The sequence below is a fragment of the Erwinia sp. TECH1 genome, assembly GCF_054057575.1.
The window spans coordinates 1,418,406-1,438,671 of sequence record NZ_JBSRZK010000001.1 but is presented as its reverse complement, the minus strand read 5'-3'; the positions used below and the strand labels follow the sequence as shown (position 1 = coordinate 1,438,671).

Annotated in this window: 17 protein-coding genes; 5 read left to right on the top strand and 12 right to left on the bottom strand. The window is 55.6% G+C overall.

What is annotated here, in order from left to right; all coding sequences use genetic code 11:
* Positions 1–116: 116 nt before the first annotated feature.
* A complete protein-coding gene (pqqU, locus tag ACVWZ0_RS06670; RefSeq protein ID WP_394148856.1) occupies positions 117–2,228 on the bottom strand; it encodes a TonB-dependent receptor PqqU in 2,112 nt (703 codons plus the stop codon).
* A gap of 463 nt (positions 2,229–2,691) precedes the next feature.
* Here pqqU and ACVWZ0_RS06665 point away from each other — a divergent pair, with 463 nt between their 5' ends.
* From ACVWZ0_RS06665 to ACVWZ0_RS06655, 3 genes are all read left to right on the top strand, one after another.
* The gene (locus ACVWZ0_RS06665) at positions 2,692–3,072 is read left to right on the top strand and encodes a hypothetical protein (protein ID WP_253454970.1); all 381 of its coding nucleotides are present in this window, start codon (positions 2,692–2,694) and stop codon (positions 3,070–3,072) included.
* Positions 3,073–3,113: 41 nt separating this feature from the next.
* Complete coding sequence (locus tag ACVWZ0_RS06660; RefSeq protein WP_253454971.1) at positions 3,114–4,250, top strand: iron-containing alcohol dehydrogenase; 1,137 nt, start codon at positions 3,114–3,116, stop codon at positions 4,248–4,250.
* A 305-nt stretch (positions 4,251–4,555) separates the two neighbouring features.
* Positions 4,556–4,948 carry an RcnB family protein gene (locus tag ACVWZ0_RS06655; protein ID WP_253454972.1) on the top strand — a complete coding sequence of 131 codons (393 nt, stop codon included), beginning with the start codon at positions 4,556–4,558 and terminating at the stop codon, positions 4,946–4,948.
* A 100-nt stretch (positions 4,949–5,048) separates the two neighbouring features.
* Here the strand turns inward: ACVWZ0_RS06655 and ACVWZ0_RS06650 are convergent, their stop codons facing one another.
* The 11 genes from ACVWZ0_RS06650 to ACVWZ0_RS06600 all read right to left on the bottom strand — a co-directional run bounded on the left by ACVWZ0_RS06650 (position 5,049) and on the right by ACVWZ0_RS06600 (position 18,835).
* Positions 5,049–5,246, bottom strand: a complete 198-nt coding sequence (locus tag ACVWZ0_RS06650) for a hemolysin XhlA (RefSeq protein ID WP_253454973.1) — start codon at positions 5,244–5,246, stop codon at positions 5,049–5,051.
* Between the two features lie 365 nt (positions 5,247–5,611).
* Positions 5,612–6,055: an RcnB family protein gene (locus ACVWZ0_RS06645; RefSeq protein WP_253454974.1), complete on the bottom strand. Its 444-nt coding sequence runs from the start codon at positions 6,053–6,055 to the stop codon at positions 5,612–5,614.
* Between the two features lie 188 nt (positions 6,056–6,243).
* A complete protein-coding gene (locus ACVWZ0_RS06640) occupies positions 6,244–6,648 on the bottom strand; it encodes a type III secretion system chaperone (protein ID WP_253454975.1) in 405 nt (134 codons plus the stop codon).
* Positions 6,649–6,659: 11 nt separating this feature from the next.
* Positions 6,660–11,756, bottom strand: a complete 5,097-nt coding sequence (locus ACVWZ0_RS06635; protein WP_253454976.1) for an AvrE-family type 3 secretion system effector — start codon at positions 11,754–11,756, stop codon at positions 6,660–6,662.
* 285 nt (positions 11,757–12,041) lie between these two features.
* Positions 12,042–13,295, bottom strand: a complete 1,254-nt coding sequence (locus tag ACVWZ0_RS06630) for a c-type cytochrome (RefSeq protein WP_253454977.1) — start codon at positions 13,293–13,295, stop codon at positions 12,042–12,044.
* A 6-nt stretch (positions 13,296–13,301) separates the two neighbouring features.
* Positions 13,302–15,071: a GMC family oxidoreductase gene (locus tag ACVWZ0_RS06625; RefSeq protein WP_125288500.1), complete on the bottom strand. Its 1,770-nt coding sequence runs from the start codon at positions 15,069–15,071 to the stop codon at positions 13,302–13,304.
* A gap of 34 nt (positions 15,072–15,105) precedes the next feature.
* The gene (locus ACVWZ0_RS06620) at positions 15,106–15,831 is read right to left on the bottom strand and encodes a gluconate 2-dehydrogenase subunit 3 family protein (RefSeq protein WP_253454978.1); all 726 of its coding nucleotides are present in this window, start codon (positions 15,829–15,831) and stop codon (positions 15,106–15,108) included.
* Positions 15,832–16,134: 303 nt separating this feature from the next.
* Positions 16,135–16,629: a DUF1198 family protein gene (locus tag ACVWZ0_RS06615; protein WP_253454979.1), complete on the bottom strand. Its 495-nt coding sequence runs from the start codon at positions 16,627–16,629 to the stop codon at positions 16,135–16,137.
* Positions 16,630–16,727: 98 nt separating this feature from the next.
* Entirely contained in the window at positions 16,728–16,994 is a 267-nt protein-coding gene (locus ACVWZ0_RS06610; RefSeq protein WP_253454980.1) for a hypothetical protein, read from the bottom strand.
* A gap of 193 nt (positions 16,995–17,187) precedes the next feature.
* Positions 17,188–18,147: a chemotaxis protein gene (locus ACVWZ0_RS06605; RefSeq protein WP_253454981.1), complete on the bottom strand. Its 960-nt coding sequence runs from the start codon at positions 18,145–18,147 to the stop codon at positions 17,188–17,190.
* A 322-nt stretch (positions 18,148–18,469) separates the two neighbouring features.
* Positions 18,470–18,835 (bottom strand): helix-turn-helix domain-containing protein, encoded by a 366-nt coding sequence (locus tag ACVWZ0_RS06600; RefSeq protein WP_253454982.1) that lies wholly within the window; start codon positions 18,833–18,835, stop codon positions 18,470–18,472.
* 158 nt (positions 18,836–18,993) lie between these two features.
* On the opposite strand from ACVWZ0_RS06600, the gene ACVWZ0_RS06595 reads away from it, so the two are divergent.
* Both ACVWZ0_RS06595 and ACVWZ0_RS06590 read left to right on the top strand, forming a co-directional pair.
* Positions 18,994–19,122, top strand: a complete 129-nt coding sequence (locus ACVWZ0_RS06595) for a hypothetical protein (RefSeq protein ID WP_301252397.1) — start codon at positions 18,994–18,996, stop codon at positions 19,120–19,122.
* 346 nt (positions 19,123–19,468) lie between these two features.
* Positions 19,469–20,251 (top strand): ATP-grasp domain-containing protein, encoded by a 783-nt coding sequence (locus ACVWZ0_RS06590; RefSeq protein ID WP_253454983.1) that lies wholly within the window; start codon positions 19,469–19,471, stop codon positions 20,249–20,251.
* Positions 20,252–20,266 lie beyond the last annotated feature (15 nt).

The window sequence follows — 20,266 nt, the reverse complement described above, 5'->3', positions numbered from 1 at the left end:
ATTAGGCAGCAGCCCAATCGTAAAAAAAACACCCGGTTACATACAGCTTATCCATCCCGGTGCTTTGAACCTGCCGCCAGGCTTACGCCCGACGGCTGGCTGTTCTGGATTAGAGTTTACATAAAGGTATAAGTGAGCGTTGCGCCGACGCCGTAATTCCGTCCCGGCGCCGGTTCGTAGTAGCGTCCGTTGCCTTCGTTAACGATGACCGATCCGACGTACTCTTTGTCAAACAGGTTATCGACGCGGGCAAAGGTATCGAGCGACCACTTATCCCAGTTAAAACGATAGCCGCTATTCAGGCTGGCAACGGTATAGGATGGCGCCTTAGCGTCATTTTCATCGTCGGCCTGAATGCTGCCCATATAGCGGACTTCCGCGCCCGCGTGCCAGCCCTCTTCCGGCAGCCAGCCTAAAGAAGCGTAGCCCATATTCTTCGCCACACCCGGCAGGCGATTGCCGGAAGGCGTACAGCTGCCAGCGCTATCGCAGGTTTCGTTGCGGTAGGTAGCGTCCAGCAGCGTCCAGGCCATTTTCAGCTGCCAGTTTTCGGCGAACTGTTGATCGAGCGCCAGCTCCAGGCCGCGACGCCGGGTTTTACCCGCGTTTTTATACACGGAGCGGCCGTTGCTGCTTTGCGCCACCACCAGCTCGTTATCGGTATTGGTCTGGAACAGCGCGGCGGTAAATAAACCGTAGCCGATACGGGTTTTGCTGCCCAGCTCGAAGGTGTCGCTGGTTGACGGCTTCAGGCCCAGGTTCAGCCCGGTCTGGCTGCCGCTGATGGAGCGGTAGGAAAGCTCGTTAATCGTCGGCGTTTCAAAACCGCGACCGGCAGAGAAGTAAAGATTGGAGGCGTCGGTCAGCGCATAATTCAGCGAGCCCATCGGCAACAGCTTGTGATAGCGCTTGCTACCGCTATCGTCACCGTTGCCGGCGGTCATATAATAGTCGGTGGAATCAAAGCTGACGGTGCTGTAGCGCAGCCCGGCATCCAGCGTCCATTTTGAGGTCAGGTTCCAGCTGGTTTGCAGATAAGGATCGAGATTCCACATCACGTTCTTTTCGTTGCGGCGCTGGCTGCCCTTCTCGCCCAACAGCGTGCTGCCGTTATCGATACGGTAATTTTCAAATCCCTGACGACGTTCGGTCAGGGTTTCATAGTCCAGGCCGCCGATCAGGCTGAACGGCACGGAACCGAGCCGATCGTCGTGCTGCCAGCGCGTATCCACGCCGGAATATTTACGCTCCAGCACGATCACGCCGCCCGGATAAGCCGGGTTTTTCTGTACGGCGACGGGGATCGACTGATACTGCGTGGTGTGACGCTCGCCGTGCCAGGCCGTCAGCGTAAGCCGATCGTTATCGCTCATTTCGCGCTGATAGCGCAGGCCCAGCTGGGTCTGGTCAAGACTCTTGCGAGTATTGTAGGCCTCACCGCGCGGCGACTGGCGAGGGTTCGCTTTCCACTCGTCGCGGGTCAGGCCGCCCGGATCGTTGGCATCCACCGAAACGCTGTTAAACATCAGCGTCAGCGTGCTGACATCATCGATACGCACGCCGAATTTGCCGTTGCCCAGGCTTTTTTGCGTGCCGCTCTGGTCGCGGAAACCGTGCGTGGTGAAACGCGACCCGGAAATCATATAGTTTACGTCGCCCGCATGCGTACCGTCGCCGGTGGCGCCGCTCGCTTTAACGCTGTTGCGCCAGCTGCCGTAGCTGCCGTAATAAGTGCCTGCGGTTAAGGTGGTCGGCTGGCTGCCGGTTTCGCTGTCGATATTTACCACGCCGCCGGAAGCGTTGCCGTAAAGGGCGGAGTAAGGGCCGCGCAGCACTTCAACCTTATCAACCGAATTGATATCTATATTAGACGTCTGGCCCTGCCCGTCCGGCATGGTGGACGGGATGCCGTCAACATAGACGCGCACGCCGCGCACGCCGTACATGGAACGGCTGCCAAAGCCGCGAACGGAGAGCTGGAGATCCTGTGCGTAGTTCTGTCGATTCTGAATTTGCAGGCCGGGCACGCTGCCCAGCGTTTCTGACAGATTCACCTGTGGCGCGCTGTTGCGCAGCTGCTGACCGCTGACCACGCTGACGGCGGCTGGCGTATCCAGTTCAGAAAGCCCGCTGCGCTGTTTGATGACCATCAGCGAGCTCTCCGGCGTGGAGGCGGCATCCTTCTGCGCGGCGGCAGACTGTGCATGGCTGGTCGCAGGCTGAAGCAGGACCAGCGGCGTCAATAAAAGAGCAGATTTTTTATTCACAGGATTGGTTCGGTTGATCAATTCGTTGCCAGAATGCGTGCAGCCTGACGCCCGATAAAGCTTCTCTGCTGTCGATAAAATCGCCAGCGCAGAAAAAGTATACAAGCTGTTTTGAAACTTGCCTGCTAATCCCCTGCAAAATAAGGGTAATTGCGCTTTCCGCCCGTGCAAACGCCTGTGCGCAGGCTGAGAATAAGATGAAAGTATCAAAAACGTCCGGATTGTAGCACTCAATAACCTGTTTGCAACCGTTGTTAAAGATTTGGCTGAACTGATTCAGCAATAAGCCACAAAATGATAATAGGTTCGTTACATCCCCGCGCGGCGCGGCTTGACCCCGCTTTTTGTGCGGTTTTACGCTTTTACAGGGCGGATCCAGAGCGAAGGCTATACTTAGGCCATTATCCGTTGTTAAGGGAATATCATGCGCTGGCTGGATCCACTAAAACTCTCCGACCTTTTCCCCACGACGGCTTTACTGATTGCGGCCCCGCTGCTGCTGTCTGCCTGTTCCTCCGGCAATAGCGGTATGGTTTGCGAAGGTAAAGTCGAAACGCTGAGCGGCCAGGTTCTGGGCAATACCGAAGGTAAAATTATCGACCGCTTTACCTCTTTTCACGTCACTATGGACAAGCTGAAGCTGGAAAGCGGCGAGCTTTACTCCAGCAACCCGCAGCAATATATTCCTTCTGCCGTGACCAGAGAGGGCTGGCTGGCGCAGCGGCTTTCCGATACCCGCTTTAGCGTGATCAACGCGCAGCAGGACAGGATGATTACCTTCAGCTGCCCTGCGCGCGCCATCTGAGTGCGCAAACCTGTTTTTATTTTAAGTGCCGAGGGACAGAAATGATCGTCAGTCAGATAGCAAACCGACAAACCTTTTTTGGCCGTGGCAGCCTGAACAAGCTGGTGCCATTGCTAAGCGAAGATCCGCAGCCGACGCTGCTGTTTTGCGCCAACTCGTTTTTACAGAGCGAAGCCTGGCAAAAAATAAAAGCCGAGCTGGAGCCGCTGCTGATCGGGATTGAAGTGGTGCGCCACGAAGCATCGCCTGAAGAAATCGACGGCTTGGTGGCACGCTGGCGCGATCGGGCCGCGCGCGTGGTGGCAATTGGCGGCGGCAGCGTGCTGGACGCCGCTAAAGCCTTTGCCGCCGTAAGTCAGCATCCGTTAAATACTCTGCGCTATCTGGAAAAGGTGGGCGATACGCCGATAAGCGGCAACACGCTGCCCGTGATTGCGGTACCAACCACGGCCGGAACCGGCAGCGAGGCGACGCAAAACGCGGTGGTAACAGATAAAGCCGACATCAAAGTGAAGGCTTCGCTGCGTCACGCCCATTTTGTGCCGCACGTTGCGATCCTCGATCCCGATCTGCTGCGCGGCGCGCCAGACCACGTGCTGGCCTGCTGCGCTATCGACGCTTTCACCCATCTTTTTGAAGCTTATCTGTCTGCCAAAGGCAATCTGTTCAGCCGTCACGCTGCCCTTAGCGGCCTGCGCGCTTTTCTCAGCGCGTGGCCTTATCTGAACGATCCTGGCGAACAGGGCGATTTGGCACGCGAACAGATGATGATTGCTTCCTGGCAGGGCGGGCTGAGCCTGAGCATGGCCGGGCTGGGCGTAATCCACGGTATTGCAGGCGAGCTGGGCGCGATTAAAGATTATCACCACGGCGAAGTGTGCGGGCGTCTGCTGCTGCCGTTCTTACAGCTGCTGAACGACAGTGAAAATGCGCAACAGCAAAAGCTGATGGACGAGCTGGCCGTCGCGCTTTTCCCCGGTTTTACGCTGCCGCCCGCGCGTATGCTGGCCTCATGGCTACAGGATAAAGCCATCACGCCTTTCTGGCAGGATCCGCCGCCGCTCACGCAGGCCGAGGCCGACTGGATCCTGACACGCGCCAACAGCAAGAACGCGTTGATCGAGTACAGCGAGGCGCAGCTGCGCTTTATGCTGGAGCAGGCGTTCCATATCGCCTGATATTTGCCGTAATCCCGCTTTACCGCCGCGCCCGACAAGCGCGGCGAACTTTGCCTCACCTTTTGCGAAAACGGGCTTTGCCGCTCGTGCCTGACAGAAGCGGCGAACTTTGCCTTACCTTTTGCGACAACAGGCTTTACCGCCGCGCCCGACAGAAGCGGCGAAGCCTGTCAGCTTTCTGCCAGCAAAGCGTAAATTAACCGTTAAACCTCTGCTTCTTAAGAATAATGATATTGTTAAGCGCCCGCCTGCCCCCCAGATTAACGCCATCGACCAGAAAAAATCAGACCTGCAAGGAAATGAAAATGAAAAAGTCAGGCGCTATTGCCCTCTCCGCGCTTTTATTCGCCACCAGCCTGAGCGCGTTTGCCGAGGGGCCACGGCAGGACGGCCAGCCGCCGGTTAAGCATGAGCAGCAGCACGGCAATCCATCGCACGGCAATTCACAACCAGAACAGCACCGCGACCCCCGGCACAACGCGCATCCGGCAGAGCGCCGTCAGGCAGCGCATCCGGAATTCCGCAAGGGCCGCCCGCTGCCGGAAAAATATCGCGGCGAAGGCTATCAGGTAAATGACTGGCATAAACGCGGCCTGAAAGCGCCACCGGCGGGCCATCGCTGGCAGAACATTGATGGTAACTATGTGCTGATTGCCATCGCGACCGGCGCAATCGTCTCGGTGATCGCGCATCACTAACGGCAGTTAATCTGCCTTACCAGACCGATCGGGGGGCTGTCCTTTTTGAACAGCCCTTTTTTATCCCTGTTGAGATGGTCAGGAAAACAGGGGCATTCGTTTAAAAAATCAGCCTGGCCACGCCCAGCCCAACGCCCAGCACCACAAACAGCGCGGCGATTAGCCAGATGGTTTGCGTGTTGAGCGAGGAATGTAGCTCTTTTCTGACGCTTTCTATATCGACTTTCGTGGCGTAGTTCGCTTTGATAACGGCAACGTCAATCAGCAGCTTCTCGACCTTTCCTTCCAGTAGCTTCATCTTTTGCTCCATTTTTTTCTCCCTTTAGCCTAAGCCAGCCTTGATGCGATCATAGGATATGAACAAAAAAACACCAGCGTTTTTTTGCGAGGAAAATGCGGCAATCCTCTGAAATATTGATGAAAATTACTGCAACAAAGAAAAAGAATTTCATTAGTCGGATAGCGGGATTTGGGCAGCGGTCTGCTTTGGTGAAAGGGGCAAAAAAGCCAACGGGTGAAATGCGTGAAATGCGTGAAATGCGTGAAATGCGTGAAATGCGTGAAATGCGTGAAATGCGTGAAATGCGTGAAATGCGTGAAATGCGTGAAATGCGTGAAATGCGTGAAAATATGCCGACATCCTGCGATGTCGGCAAGTGGCTTTTAGTGAAAAGCGTTGTTCAGCAGAATAGAGGTAATGACGCCTGTCGCAGCGGCAATCAGCACATAGTTACCGTCGATAGAGGCCCAGCGCTCGCCGCGCGGTGGCTCGTGCAGGCCGCGAGCATGCCAGTCGTTTACCCGGTAATCGTTACCCCGGAAGCGAGGCGGCAACGGCTGGCCGCGATGGAATTCATGCCCCTGCCAGGCAAAACGGTCGCGCTCTTCAAAATGGCGATCGGGGCCATGACCTCTGTGACTATCGAAATCGGGGCCGCGATCCGGGCCACGTCCAGGCCTGTCACGATCGCCCGGGCCGCCGTGTCCTTCATGTCCGCCCTGATGATGCCACGCCTGTCCCGGAGGGCCGTCGGCCTGCGTAACGGTTGAAAAGAGCGAGCTTGCTGAAAATACGGCAATCAACAGCGCCAGGGTCGTTTTTTTCATGGTTATATCCTCGATTTGCTCACGGCTTTTGTCGCACCGTTGAACGACACTATCGTCTAACCCTGGCCTTAAAAATATCGCTAACTGTCTTAAAACCTCTTTAATTACCGTACTTTACCTCGCCCTGACCCTTTCTTAACACTGTGAATGAATTGTGGATCCGCTGCCCGGCAATAATTTGCGTTAAGTCAGGCGGCGCGGTGATTTTCGGCCAGAAATTCGCCGACTTCGTCTGCCTGCACGATAAACGCATTCAGCGCTGCGCTAAAGCCTGTGGCATCCAGAGAGGCCAGCGGCTGTTGGCTGCAAAGCCGCAGAACGTCGTCGCCATCCATCGCCAGCCAGCAGCCGCGCATCGCATTCATCTCAAAATTCAGCGCCAATAGCGTGCGCAAGTGACTTTCCGCAGCGCTTTGCAGATCCTCCAGCCTGCGGTGGAAAATCACGCAGTCGCTGTCCGGCGGCAGTTCGATAATGGCAACCTCGTGCCGGTTGCGCATCAGCGCGCACACGCCGTTTTTCAGGCTCAGGCTAAGATTGAGGCGGCGGCCATACCCGGCCAGGAAGTGATTAAGCTGCTCTGTTGCGTTCATGCCTGTCTCCGTTAGCTTTTAAGCACAAAGTGTTGTTCCTGCCCCTGGCGCAGCGCGCCGGCAAGTTCCGTCGTGGCTTTGGCGATACGCCCTTCCAGCGCATAATTGACCGGTTTATCCTGATCTTCGCCGTAGCTGAAGTTGATTTTTCCCAGGTTACGCTTCATGGAAACCGAAGCGCTGTTGGCGCCGCCAAGCAGAAAAGCGGGCGTGGCGAAGCCGTCCGTTTTTACCTGCGACTTGGTGAAGGCGATGGATTTAAGCCGCAGATTATCGCGGTTGGTCAGCTCGGCCTGCATCTCTTCCGGGCTGTTGCCCTGCTCCAACCAGCGCTGCTCTAATCTCTCCCGTACCTCGTCCTTCAGCTCCAGCGTGACGGTCGCCTCGGTGCTGACGTTGTCCTGTAGCGCTGCAATCAGGGTTTGCAGCTGGTGGTCGTCCTTCATCAGCTCGCGCATTTTGTTGGCGTTGCTGGCATTCAGGCTGCCGTCGAGCAGATGCGAAAGCTGATGCCACAGCCCGTTGCTGTCGACCTTGCTCAGGTTGGCGTAGGTTGTCTGATATTCGCCGCCCTGCAACAGTTTTTGCCCCCGCTCCGCCGCGCTTTGCTGACGCAGATGCTTATCAAGATCGCGCAACGCGGCCTGCTGTTCGTTGCTTTTTTCGCGGAGATCGCGCGGCGAAAAATGCGCGTCCAGCTTGTCCAGCTTCTGCCTGGGCGTCAGCGGCGTTTCATCGTCTTTATCCTTCAGCGACGCGATAAGCGCCGCCGTAGCCGGATCGCTGAATTTTTTCCCCAGCGTTTCGGTCAGCTTGTCGATATGCACTTCTGCCAGCGGCCGGGCCGTTTTGGTTTCTATCGCCAGGCTCTGCTTTGTCCTGTTATCTATCGAAAGCTGCACGCTGGCGGCCGGCCCGGCGAACATCGGCGTCCGTCCCGTTTCGCCCTTAATCAGCACGCCGGTCGGCAACGCAAAGTTCACGCCCACGCTGGCTTTGTTCAGACCGCGCGGACGGTTATTGCTGCGGCTGATGGCGCTGCTGCTTTCTTTGGTGGTGGCGCCTCTTTCCCGTGTGCCGGAAAGCACGTTAACGCCTGCATAAGCGCCGCCGCCCACGCGGAAGCTGGCAGGCGTATCCTTTTCATGTTTGTTGGTCAACGGCACGCCCGCCGAAGCCAGCGCGGCGGCATTCGCGTCCAGGCTGACGTTCAGCACCTCGCCATGCTTCACGCTGTGATTTATTCCACGGTTGAGCAGCGCCAGCGGATCGAGCGTGCCCTGCGTCAGCCCTTCGATAAAAGCGGGCAGTTCCGCTTCGGTAATCTCGAAGCTGACGCTGTTTTGCTTTTTTAGATCCAGCGGCGTGACAGAGAAGACCCCGCCCAGCCGAACGGCAGGCGCCAGATTGCGCTGCTGATCGACGGCGACATCGTGCGCCGGATCTTTCATATAGCCGGTCAGCAGGTTGTAGCCCAGGCCGGTAAAGGCGGTTAACGCGCCGCCGCCGTCGCGCCCGAAGCTGACGGTCACGCCGCCTTCGCCTCGCGTCAGGCTCATGCTGTAGCCGCGATCCAGACTGCCTCTGCCGCCTACGCCCGCAATGACCTGTGAACCCGGCAGCGCGCTGATGGTGGTTGCTGCGCCGTAAGCCCGGCTGAAAGAGAGGCTTTCGCCCTTATCCATGTCCAGCACCGTGGTTTCCAGCCTGCGGGCAAGCAGCTGCTGATCCTCGGCCTGCATCACGGTGCGGGTGGTGACGTTCATCGCGTGGTTCGTTTTGCTGAACGCTTTGGTCATGGATTTGATGGCGTCGTAGTTGGCCTCCAGCCTGTCGTTCCCGGTAAATCCCTGGCCGGTGAGCTGTTTAAGCGGATTATTTTCCCACTCGTCATCCCGCAGCTCGCGGAACTCTCTCCCCAGCGCCTGCAACGCTTTTTCACGGGGTTCTCCCTGTAAATCCAGCGCGCGCGTCAGGCGCGTCGTTAAATCGTGCATTTTGACGTTGGTCAGGCCGTCGAGGATCAGGCGGGATTTCGTCAGCCCCATCGGATCGTGCTTGTCGCGATTTATCCCTGCCGGGATCGCCTCCGTGGGCTTTTGCCAGGAAAGCGTGACGTTGCTCTCGCGCATCGCCGCCAGGGAGAGCTGCGCGTGATTGCCTTTACCGCTGGGATGCAAGGCGTAAAGCTGTTGCAGCTTGTTCAACAGATCGTCGCCCTGGCTGCTGGCCGGATTCAGGCTGCCGGTCAGCTTATCAAGCTGCCTACCTGCGCCGCTCTGCGCGCCATAATGCTGCTGAAGCAGACCGGCCTGATGCGCGGCGCTGTCTGCCAGCACCGTATTGAATTTTTGCATTTCGCCGAACCAGCCGGGCAAATCTTCCCGCGCGGCCAGCGTTTTCAGCTTCAGGCTGAGCGGCTCTTCCGCCCTGCCTTTTGGCTGACGTTTAAGATGCTGCGTCAGCGCCGCTATCTGCTGCGACTGCTGCTGATAGATCGCCGTCAGGCCCTGACGACCGCCGTGCGCGTGCTGCACAAGATTGCCCAGGTTTTTTAGCGGGCGCGGCGTCTCCAGCGTGGGACGGAATACAAAGGTGCTGAGCCGCGTGCGGAAAGGCGTATGGACTTTGTGTCCGTCGTGACCGGACTGCCCGAAGGTGTTGACCTCGCGCTTGTAGGTAAGACCGGTTTTACTCAATTTGGCATCGCGCGTGGCGGCGCTCAGTCGTTCAAAATGCCGATCGGCCTGATTTTCCGTATCGTGCACGCCCGCAGAAATATCGGCGGAAACCGGATGCCAGTCGTGCTCGTCTCGCGTCAGTACCTGTTTATTATCCCTCTCCAGCAGCAGCGTGCCTTTCTGGTTGCCATAAAATTTAACCGGCAGCGCCTCGGCGGCTTCGCCAAGTTCATCTTTCAGCGGCGCAGGCAGCCGCTCCGCCTGCATGTCGGTAACTTTTCCTTGCTGCCAGCTCTCGGCAGGCAGGCTGAAAACTTTGCCTTTATCGCTCAATATAAACAGGCGGTTTTCCGGGCCAAGCACTATGTCTTTGGCTTTATGCTCAAGCCGATCCTCAGGAAGACGGCTCAGTACCGCACCGGCCTGATTCATCGCCTGGCTCAGCGCCTGACGCGAAAGCGTCTGCGGCAGCCGCTTGTTACGGCGGCTTTCCGTATCAACGTGATGAAAATGGATATCGCCCTGCTCTTCCAGCGTGACGAAACGCCCGTCGTCCAGCGCGCTGGCCGCGACGGTTTTCTGTTTTTTATCCAGACCGGGCATCGCCAGCTCTTCACTGACGCTTTTTTTCACCTGGTGCAGCGCAAAGGTATTCTGCTGAAAATTGATTTTGTTGCTGGCTACGTTGACCTTCAGCCTTTTCAGCTGGTTATCTTTCAGCGCCCAGGCCTGGCCGTCCTGCCCGGCGCGCAGCTGGTCGGCTTTGACCTCTGTCGCTTCCCAGCTGCTGGTTAGCTCGTTAAAGAAGCGCACCTTGCCGTCGTGCAGCGCCAGCTTGCCGTTGGCGCCAATGGAAACGATATCGGTACGGGCCGGCGTGGGTTTTGGCAGGCCTTTCTGGTAATCCATCACCAGGCTGTCGCTGAGGTTCCAGCCGGAGGCCATCTGCGGCCTGTCTGCATGAGGGTTCAGCGCGATAGCGTGCTGCCTGTCCATGCTGTCTTTTACCACCGCATGCAGCTGGCCGTTTTCGCCGCACAGCAGGCTCTGTACGTGAAAGCGGTCGCCGATAGCGTCGGCGATTTGCTGATGCAGCGCGTCGCGCAGGCTCAGGCTTTGCGCGTCGCCAAAATTAAGCTCGTTCGCCTCGCCGGGGCGATTCGCCACCAGCAGACGGCCCTGATGATCGGCGGCGATAACCAGGCTGTCGGTCTGCGCTACCGCCGCCAGCGAAGTTTTAGCCGGTATTGGCTGTAGCGTACGGTGTTGCGCTTCCGGGCTGTCGATGCGCGGCAGCAGCTTAATGCTTTGCTGCTTGCTCTCTTCGCTGGCAAGCAGCACGATTGCCTGACCATCCGCCGCCACAGAGGCGCCGCTGATTTTATCGGCAAAGCGCGCGCTCTGCGTTTGCGTCGATAAATGATGCAGATGGCGATCGTCATGGATCAGATAGAGCGAGTTGTCGCCCTGACGTGACAGCTTCGACTGGTCTTTGTCGTCGCCGAAAAGGTCGACCTTCTGCCAGCCTTCTTCATGCGAAGCCAGCTGATAAAGTTTGTTGTCGCTGAGGCAAAATGCGCGGCCCCCGTCGGGCGTCGCCTGATGATGCACGCCGGTAAGCTGGCTGAGTACGGCGGCATCCGGCAGCTTTACCTCGGCTGCTCGTCCGCCGGGCGCATCGCTACGGCGAATTTGCACGCTGCCGCCGTCCTCGCTGAACGTCAGCTGGTGGTCAACGACCTCTGCCGCTTTACGCCGGGGAAATGCGCTGCCCGGCGTCTCTTCTCTTGCCCAGGCCGGTTTGCTGTGGGCCACGCCGACCAGCGTATCCCGCGATGAGTGCAGCGACAGCAGTTTACCTTCGTCGCTCAGCAACGCGTGCTGCTGGCCGTTTTTATTGGCCGCCACGCTTTGATAGTGCATTTTGGGATGGCCAATGGTCTGCTTAAGCAGCGCGCGCTGAGCGTCACGGCCCGCTGGCGCGGCGATAGCGGCGTTGCGCTTTGCGGTCAGCTGCACGCCCAGCGAGCCTTTCTCCTCCGGCTGATGCGCCAGCCGGTCGGCCAGCGTTGTCATAATCTCCTGCTCCAGCGCGCCTTCGGCTATAGAGGGAATGGCAACGTCCAGCTGGTTTAGCGGGCGCAGCGGATGGCTTTCCGGGTTGGCTATCGTCGCGCGGGCGTGGTTTTTCTTAAACAGCGGAAGATGGCTAAAGGCACGAAAACGTCCCTGGCCGGGCGCACGCGCTGCGCTGCCCTGCTGCAAACCCGCGGTGTCTGGCGGCTCGCTGCTCTGTAGTGTGCCGCCACCGCGTTGGCTGGGCGAAGCGTCCTGCTGCCGGAGCATGTCATGACGGGTTTGCGATGAAGTGGTGCGCTGTGCGCTGCTTGATGCTGATGCGAAAGCGGTTCTGATCCCCGATAGCACGGTATATCTCCTTAGCCGGAACGTCTGATTAGCCGGAACGTCTGATACCTGAGCTAAGTGGCGGAAAATACAGTGGAGTTCCGCTGTCACTGATTATTCATATTGATAGGCGATGCAAACGACGCAGCCTGGCGATCCTTGATAACCGTTTGATATATAGGTTAAAGGCGTAAAGCTGGCTAAATACACAGAAGTGGCCCGCATAACGTTGGATTTTTTTCTGATATAACGGGAAAGGCAGTTCAGGCATAAAAAAGGAGAGGCGTTGCGCCTCTCCTGTTACCGCTAGTGCTTCAGCGTTTCGCGCACTTTTTTCACGTCGTCGGCTTTCACCGCAGCGGCTTTATTGCTCCAGCCCTGACGGATAAAGGTAGCCAGCTGCGCGACCTCCTCGTCGTTCAGGCGGGCAGCAAAGCCCGGCATCGCCAGCGTGGAAGGCGCTTTCGCCGTTGAAGGCTGCTGTGCGCCGGCCAGAATGGTATGGATAAGCCCCGTCGGATCGCCTGCGTTAACGATAGTGGCCTGATCCAGCTGCGGGAAGACGCCAGGCGCGCCCTTGCCCGTCACAAAATGGCAGGCGCCGCAGTTATCCAGATAGAGACGCTCGCCGGTGGTCAGGTTTTTGGCCGCCGTCAGCTTAGCCTCCGTCGCGCTGGCCGCTTTGTCGTCACCGGCAGGCAGTGAAGGATTGCCGCCCAGGAACTTCAGATAGGCCGTGATCGCTTTCAGATCTGCCTCGCTCATATAAGAGGTGCTGTGCTCCACCACCGAGGTCATCTCGCCGCCTACCGCTGCCTTATCGTTGCGGCCCGTCGCCAGGTAATCGATGGTTTCCTGCTCCGTCCAGCGCGGTAAGCCGCGCAGCGAAGGCACTTCCCAGTCGTTCAGGCTGCCGCCGGCAAGGAAATCCTTGTCGCCACTGTCGAGCGCTTTTTCGTTCATGCCCAGTCCGCGAGGCGTGTGGCAGCTGCCGCAGTGACCCAGGCTTTCGACGATATAGGCGCCGCGATTAACCTCGGCCGAAGCGCCGCCAATCGGCCGGAAAGGCTTATCGGAAGCAAAGGCCCAGTTCCAGAAGCGCATGCCCCAACGCTGGCTGAACGGAAAGCTCAGATCGGTTTCCGGCGGCTGTTCCGCGCTCGGCTTCACGCCCTGCATAAAATAGACGTAAAGCGCGTGCATATCCTCGTCGCTGATTTTAGCGTAATCAGGATAAGGCATAGCCGGATACAGCCGTTTGCCGTCAGGCAGCACGCCTTTACGTACCGCGTCGGAAAACTGCTGTTCGCTGTAATTACCGATGCCATGCTCTTTATCCGGCGTGATATTGGTCGAATAAATGGTGCCCAGGTTTGACTCGATCGCCAGGCCGCCGGAAAAAGCCGGTTTGCCGGGCAGCGAGTGGCAGGCGCTGCAGTCGCCCAGGCGTGAAAGATACTCGCCCTGTTTAATCAGTTCGCCGTTGTCTGCCGGAGCCGCCAGCGCCGAACCTGCACTGAGCAGCACGGCATTGGCGAGTAAAAAATGTTTAATCTTCATCGTCGCTTACGCCTGTACCATTGGACCGGGATTTTTCAGATAGATATCTTTGATTGCCTGCGCCGCCATCAGCGTCAGCGCGCCGATGGTATCGGTCGGGTTCGCCTGGAAGTTTTGCGGGAAAGCGTTGCCGCCCGGCACAAAGACGTTATGCACATCCCAGCTTTGCAGATACTTGTTCAGCGCCGAGGTTTTAGGGTTATCGCCCATTACTGCACCGCCCACGTTATGGGTCGAGACGTATTTGGTCAGGTCAAAATGCGCGTCCATCGGCAGGAAGCTTTCGCTGTAGCTGTCCGGGTTCAGCTCTTTGGTGATGTTGCTGACCACGCCTTTCAGATACTGCTGCAGCTTCAGCTCATTCTGTTTCCAGTCGAAGGTCATACGCAGCAGCGGATAGCCGTATTCATCCTTGTAGTTCGGATCCAGATCGAGATAGATATCGCGATAGGACTGGCAGGTGGTGGTAATGCTGATTTTCATCGAATGGCCGTACCACTCTTCCAGCCCCTCTTTCCAGCCGGTTCCCCACGACGGCGTGCCTTTTGGCAGCGCGGTGCTGATTGGCGTGCCGGTAGCCTGCGAACTGTGAATTTTCGCGCCGCCGATAAAGCCCAGCGACGGGCCGTCAAAGTTGCCCGGCGAAATATCGTTAATCATCTGGCCGGTAGCGCCAGCCGTAGCGAACGGATTAAAGTTTTTGTCTTTGAAGAACAGCGTGGCGCCGCCGTTGCTCAGGAAAGCGTAGTTACGACCAATCACGCCCTCTTCGGTGATAGGGTTGTAAGGTTGACCGATGCCGGACAGCAGCATCAGGCGAACGTTACAGAACTGGAAGCTGCTCAATACCACGATTTTCGCGGGCTGGAAGCACTCGTTGCCCTGCGCATCGATATAAATCACGCCCTTAGCCGTTTTCTTATCGTCATGCAGCACCACTTTCATCACGTTGGCGTGCACTTCATAAGAGAAGTTATCCATACGCTTAAGCGCATCCATAACGGCGGTCTGCGGCGAGGCTTTGGAGTAGTTCAGGCACGGATATTTACTGCAGTAGCCGCAGTAGTTACAGGGCGCGATCTGGTTGCCGTAAGGGTTGGTCCAGGCACGGGAAACGCAGGCGGACGGGTTAGGGAACGGGTGATAGCCGAGCTTTTTCGCCGCTTTCGCAAACATGCTGGTATTAAGCGTATCTTCCAGAGGCGGCAGCGGGTAAGGCTCTGAGCGCGGCCCTTCAAACGGGTCGCCGCCTTCCAGGATCTGCCCGCGCAGGTTGCCGGTATTGCCGGACTGGCCGCAGATATTTTCAAATTTGGTGTAATACGGCTCGATTTCATCCCAGGTGAACGGGAAATCCATGATGCGCATATCTTCCTGCAGGATGCCTGGCTTGTAGGCCTGATCCGCATAGGTTTTCAGCTTCAGATCGGTTGGCGTTGGACGGATCAGCACCGCCGTCCAGTGCAGGCCGGAACCGCCCACGCCCGTACCTGGCGCAAAAGCGCCCCATTTACGCGTCGGCAGCGCCGTCTGGCTCATGTTGTAACGCACGGTCACCGCCGCTTCCGCCGGGGTCGCCATCACTTTATTACGCACGGCGTAGGCGTATTCATCGGCCGGTTTAGGATAGGCGAACTCTTCATATCCCCGATCGCCGCCGCGTTCCAGCGCGCGCACTTTTAATCCGGCCATCGCCAGCTCGATGCTCATCAGCGAGCCAGCCCAGCCCAGGCCGACGACTACAACGTCGACTTCTTCTTTATTGATTGTTGCCATTTTTAATCCTGCCAGTCTGTAATCAGAGAAAAACTCAGGCTCGCTCGCCTTTAATGCTTATCGGGCCCAGCGGATACGGCACGTTGTGCTGCTTCACCCATTCCATATAGCTGGCGCGCGCGCCGGGGAAGCCGATGGCAATCCAGGCTTTCATCCCTTTATTGCCGCCATACATCGGATCGGAGAGGTAGCCATGCTTGGTATTGGAGAGTAATTCGCTGAAGAATTGCGATCCCTGCAGGGCGCTTTCGCCCAGGTCGGCAAAGACGATCTGGTTTTTCTGCACCTGAGTCAGTACGGCTTCACGATCGGCTATTTCCAGCTCGTGGAACGCCTTCTGATGCTGCTGCTGGCACCAGCTGTTGACCAGCCGAATACCGGTTTGCAGGATTTGCTGCGGACGGAACGGGATTTGATACCCCATGGTGGCCGGCGCATGAGGGTTGAACGGCCCCTGCATATAGATTTCGCTGCCCATATCGCCATGCATTTGCTGATCGATAAAAATCGGCACGTTGGTTTCCAGCGCGCCTGGCGCCTTGCCTTTGCCACCGGCCGGGATCAGGCGATCGCAGGCGGCCATCACGAATTGCCATTCGTCGGCAGAAAAAAAGATGGGTTTATAATCGAGCAGCTCGGGTGCGGCCATTTCAGCAGCCTGCGCCGCCGTTAATCCTTTAAAGACCAGCTCGCCGAGCGGTAATGCTAACAGCGACCCCAGTAAAAACTTGCGCCGGGTAGTTTCTTTTTGTAGCAACATAACATTACGACTCTCACATGATAATAAAATGTAATTTGAGTTAATAGATTTTGTTATCGACCAGAAAAAAAGTAATGTTATGGATAAAATTATTTCTAAATGTAAAAATTAAACTCTAATTATTTTTAGTTAAGCTTTATAACTTTGTTATAAAACTGCAATAGAATTGATACCCGAGTGTTGTGTACAAAAAAGCGCTTCGCCATTACTTTCCTGCCCGATTAAGGCACTATTTCCTTATAACCGCTTAAAAATAATTCAGATAAGTGATAATGCCCACACTGAACAGACGGAAAAAATTATTCAGTGGTGATGAGAATGAGAATGAATCGATACCACATTATTGCTTCCGTTCTCCACCGTATTGCTATCGGGTGCGAACCGGGCGTTATAGCGCAGGCGAAATGCGTGCATTTCCTGCGCGTCCGGCTCCAGCTCGCGTAAAAATTTCAGCGCCAGCCGAACGTGTTCACTGGAAAGCTCGGTCGGCAGCCAGGCTTCGCGCAGTACGCCACGCCAGAAAGCGATATTTTCTTCCGATTCATCCACCAGGCAAAGCTGCCAGATTAGCAGCACGCTTGCCGCATTGCTTAAATGCGCCTCGTTATCGCGAGAAAGATAGGCGACAAACTCTTCTCCGGCCGTTCGCCCCATCAGGCTGAGCAATGATTCAACGTAGACCGGATCGATATTCAGCCGCTTCGTCAGCGCGCTGGTCGCGCGGCGGGATCGTGAATTCAGCACGCGAAAGCCAATAATAAAAACTACCACCAAAGTCAGAAGCATCAGCCAGATCATTTTTTTACCGGGAATTGCGGGCACAGGGGGCGTCAGAGTAACAGCAGCAATGTGGCGAGGCAACCGCGTAGAAAAGCTGCCCGCAGGCAGCTTAAGCGCTACTTTTGCCAGCTGGCGCGATGGTCGACGCAGGCCGCGACCGCCAGCCTTAACGCCGCTTCGGGCGTTTCCTCCGCCAGCGGCACGCTCAGCTCGTCTACTTTCGTCCAGACGGCCCAGGACAGCTGCCCGATTTGGTGCTGCAATGAGATATGCACCAGAACCAGCGCGGCGCGTCCGGTTTGATCGGCCAGAATAGCGTATTTGAGAAATTCGCCCTGTTCATCATTAAGATAAAGAACTTTTATTTGTTCCAGCATTGTCATCCTGATCTCCTTATGGTCTGACAGCGGCTGAATAATAAATGACTTCCTCTTCTTTACCTATAGATAACGTTCTGGCGCATCGTCAGGCATTTACTGACATTAATATGAACTTTAAAGAAGCAGTATTTTTTTATTTCGCCTTATCAGCACATCATTGTTATCAGGCGGCCTGTTAACCGCCGATAATAACAAATCAGTTACCGGCTTCTTCCAGCACTTTGTGGATCACGGCGGAAAGCTCGTTGATCTCAAATTTAGCCACGTAGCCGTTGGCGCCGACTTTACGCACGTGGTCTTCGTTAGCGCTGCCCGAAAGCGAAGAGTGGATCACTACCGGGATATTTTTCAGGCCCAGATCGCTCTTGATATTGCGCGTTAAGGTAAAACCGTCCATTTCCGGCATTTCAAGGTCGGTTAATACCATCGCGATTTTGTCGTGAATGGAAACGCCTTCCGTTATCGCCTGCTGCGCCATCAGCTTGATTTTTTCCCAGGCTTCGAGGCCCGTGGTGTGCATAACGGCAGGGATGCCCATCACCTTCAGACCCTGCTCCAGCATCTGGCGCGCGACCTTAGAGTCTTCCGCTACGATAGCGACCGATCCGGGCCTGATATTAAACTCTTTCACCTTAACGTCTTCTGCTTTTACGTCCCGCACGGAAGGAATAACGTCATGCAGGATCTGCTCTACGTCCAGCACCATCGCCATGCTGTTGGTTTTGTCATCCAGGCAGGCAATGCTGGTGATATTGCGGCTGCTGATACCGGACTCCGCCGTATGGATCTGGCTCCAGTTCAGGCGCACGATATCGTCCACGGATTCCACGGCGAAAGCCTGCGTGCTGCGGGCATATTCGGTAACCAGCAGCAGGTTTAAGCCTGTTTCCGGTGTGCAGCCTGCAACGGCCGGCAGATCGATAACCGGGATAAACTGGCCGCGAATGTTCGCCATGCCCAGCAGAGGTGATTTCATACCCGCCGCTTTGGTAATAGTCGGCATAGGGACGATTTCGCGCAGCTTAAACACGTTAATACCGAAAAGTTCGGATTTCGCATCGTTCTGATCTGAGCCTAAACGGAATAACAGAAGCTCAAACTTGTTGGATAAGGCGAGATTCGCTCTCTCATCAATCTCTTTCTGGAAATTATCCATTACTACCTCTGGGTTGCCTGACTGTTTGTACGCTGGTAAGCGGCGCACAACGGCACGCGGCTTATCACTCTGTGAGTGTTATCGGCACCGGTGAAGAAAAGTACAGGGCAACAAAGAAAGGGTGAACCGAATTAATTACTAAGCGTTAAAGCCAGACAGCCGCAGCGCAGGGAATCAACGCCGGGCCTTACCGGCTCACGGGTTGACTGACTGAACGACTGACAATAACTGCTGACAATGACTGAATGAATGACGGCGGCTGGCCGAGTGATTCTGTGTCGTGACGATTATGTATAAGGTACTGGCTTGATAACGTCTTTAACTAACGGTTAGTTCGACAGCAGTCCGGGCCGTTTTTTAACGCATTGTATTTTCTGAAGGCGGCTGGCGGCTTATGGTATTTTTTAGCAAAAATGCGGGTAAAGGTCTGCTGAGATTCATAGCCGTATTTTTGTGAGATAGTCATCACCGTTTCGGTGGTTTTGATTAAGTCCCCTGCCGCCAGCGCCAGTTTGGTGTCGCGAATGTAGTTGCCCAGATTTTTGCCCATCACGCGCTGAAACATTCTCTGCAAATGCCATTTTGAATAGCCTGCTTTTTCCGCCACGTCGTCGATTTTTAACGGCCGATGAATGTTGGCGTCTATCCAGGCCGCCAGCTCATAAATGATGATCTGCTCTCGCTGCATTGTCTTTTCTCTTCTACCGCTATAGTCTTTAGTATGTTGTAATTAAATAAAGCTACATGTCGGTTTTAGCTTGCTCAGGGCTTATATAGCCATAGCGTGAGGAAGCATAGCAGCTAAGGTTCAGGACATTTATAGGCCATATGGAGTTAAAGCTATGAATGCTGCTCATTAATCGGCAGATTGCTGATGGTGGCTATGTTTCCCCTGCCGCCGATAAACAATTTGCCTCAGCCATTTTCTTTCCCGCCTGCCACTTAGCACACGCCCTGCTTACCCAATATTTCTGAGTACGGTTCATTTTGACAGGGTAAAAAATGCCGCTACAGCGTTAAGTGCTTTTGCCGCTGGCCGATGCCGCTTTGCTTATCGTCAAAACAGCGTTATAAATATTGCTACCTTGAGCGGCCTGATAAATAGCTGCCAGCATACTCATCTCAGGAGCTTCCGTGCCTTATTTAATACTCGGTTTCCCTTTCTGGCTGTTGGGCTGGTATTAGTTTATTCAGGCCGGAGGAAAAAAGAGAAAAATTACTTTTTTCCCGCTTTTGTGATGCCGATCGCCGTTTTTGTCAATATCGTTATCGGGCTGGGTATGGGCTAAAGGACTGCTTGTGCAAAGAAAAGGAGAATTCGATGCAAATTATCTATCCCAGCGAGTTATTTCAACCAAAACGTCCTGATGAAGCCTTTGCGCAAGAGTATTATTGCGCGCGTGAAAAAGGTCTGCATTGCCTGCTCCTGTCGTCAGATGCGGCGGCTATGGGCGATTATCGTTTTTCCTCGCCTTTTCTGTCCGACCACGTGATTTGGCGCGGCTGGATGATGTCGGCACCGGAATATCGGCAGCTGCATCATGCCGTAACCGTGCGTGGGGCCGCGATGATGACGTCGCCAGAAGACTATCTTCGCTGCCATCATTTGCCGGGCTGGTATAATCTTTGCCGCGATTTCACGCCGGAAACGAGAGTTGTTCATCCCGATGTAGATTTTGATGCCCTGCTGGCTGAGCTACAGTGGCCCGTCTGTTTTGTCAAAGACTACGTAAAATCTTTAACCACGTCCCGAGGATCGGTTGCGCATAACGCCAATGAGATCCGCGAGATTGTTCAGCTGCTGAAAAAATTTCGTGGCGAAATCGAAGGCGGTATTTGCCTGCGTCGTTTTGAATCTTTTAAACCTCACAGTGAAAAGCGCTATTTTGTGCTGAACAAACAGGTTTACGCCGCCGACGGCGATGTATCGACAAGCGTAAGAGAGATAGCCAGCCGGATAGACAGCTCGTTTTTTACGATAGATATGATTGAGAATACGCTCGGAGAACCACGGCTGGTGGAAATTGGCGACGGGCAGGTTTCAGATCTTAAGGGGTGGCCGGTCACGCGGTTTGTAGAGATGCTGGCGAAGCAGATGGAATAAATTTAATAATATAAG

Coding starts and splice junctions, on each gene's coding strand:
- ACVWZ0_RS06640 (WP_253454975.1), bottom strand. CDS start 6,648: ATGAACGCAACAGAGCAGCTTAATCACTTCCTGGCCGGGTATGGCCGC.
- ACVWZ0_RS06645 (WP_253454974.1), bottom strand. CDS start 6,055: ATGAAAAAAACGACCCTGGCGCTGTTGATTGCCGTATTTTCAGCAAGC.
- ACVWZ0_RS06665 (WP_253454970.1), top strand. CDS start 2,692: ATGCGCTGGCTGGATCCACTAAAACTCTCCGACCTTTTCCCCACGACG.
- ACVWZ0_RS06615 (WP_253454979.1), bottom strand. CDS start 16,629: ATGATCTGGCTGATGCTTCTGACTTTGGTGGTAGTTTTTATTATTGGC.
- ACVWZ0_RS06620 (WP_253454978.1), bottom strand. CDS start 15,831: ATGTTGCTACAAAAAGAAACTACCCGGCGCAAGTTTTTACTGGGGTCG.
- ACVWZ0_RS06655 (WP_253454972.1), top strand. CDS start 4,556: ATGAAAAAGTCAGGCGCTATTGCCCTCTCCGCGCTTTTATTCGCCACC.
- ACVWZ0_RS06630 (WP_253454977.1), bottom strand. CDS start 13,295: ATGAAGATTAAACATTTTTTACTCGCCAATGCCGTGCTGCTCAGTGCA.
- ACVWZ0_RS06650 (WP_253454973.1), bottom strand. CDS start 5,246: ATGAAGCTACTGGAAGGAAAGGTCGAGAAGCTGCTGATTGACGTTGCC.
- ACVWZ0_RS06595 (WP_301252397.1), top strand. CDS start 18,994: ATGCTGCTCATTAATCGGCAGATTGCTGATGGTGGCTATGTTTCCCCT.
- ACVWZ0_RS06605 (WP_253454981.1), bottom strand. CDS start 18,147: ATGGATAATTTCCAGAAAGAGATTGATGAGAGAGCGAATCTCGCCTTA.
- ACVWZ0_RS06590 (WP_253454983.1), top strand. CDS start 19,469: ATGCAAATTATCTATCCCAGCGAGTTATTTCAACCAAAACGTCCTGAT.
- ACVWZ0_RS06625 (WP_125288500.1), bottom strand. CDS start 15,071: ATGGCAACAATCAATAAAGAAGAAGTCGACGTTGTAGTCGTCGGCCTG.
- ACVWZ0_RS06600 (WP_253454982.1), bottom strand. CDS start 18,835: ATGCAGCGAGAGCAGATCATCATTTATGAGCTGGCGGCCTGGATAGAC.
- ACVWZ0_RS06660 (WP_253454971.1), top strand. CDS start 3,114: ATGATCGTCAGTCAGATAGCAAACCGACAAACCTTTTTTGGCCGTGGC.
- ACVWZ0_RS06610 (WP_253454980.1), bottom strand. CDS start 16,994: ATGACAATGCTGGAACAAATAAAAGTTCTTTATCTTAATGATGAACAG.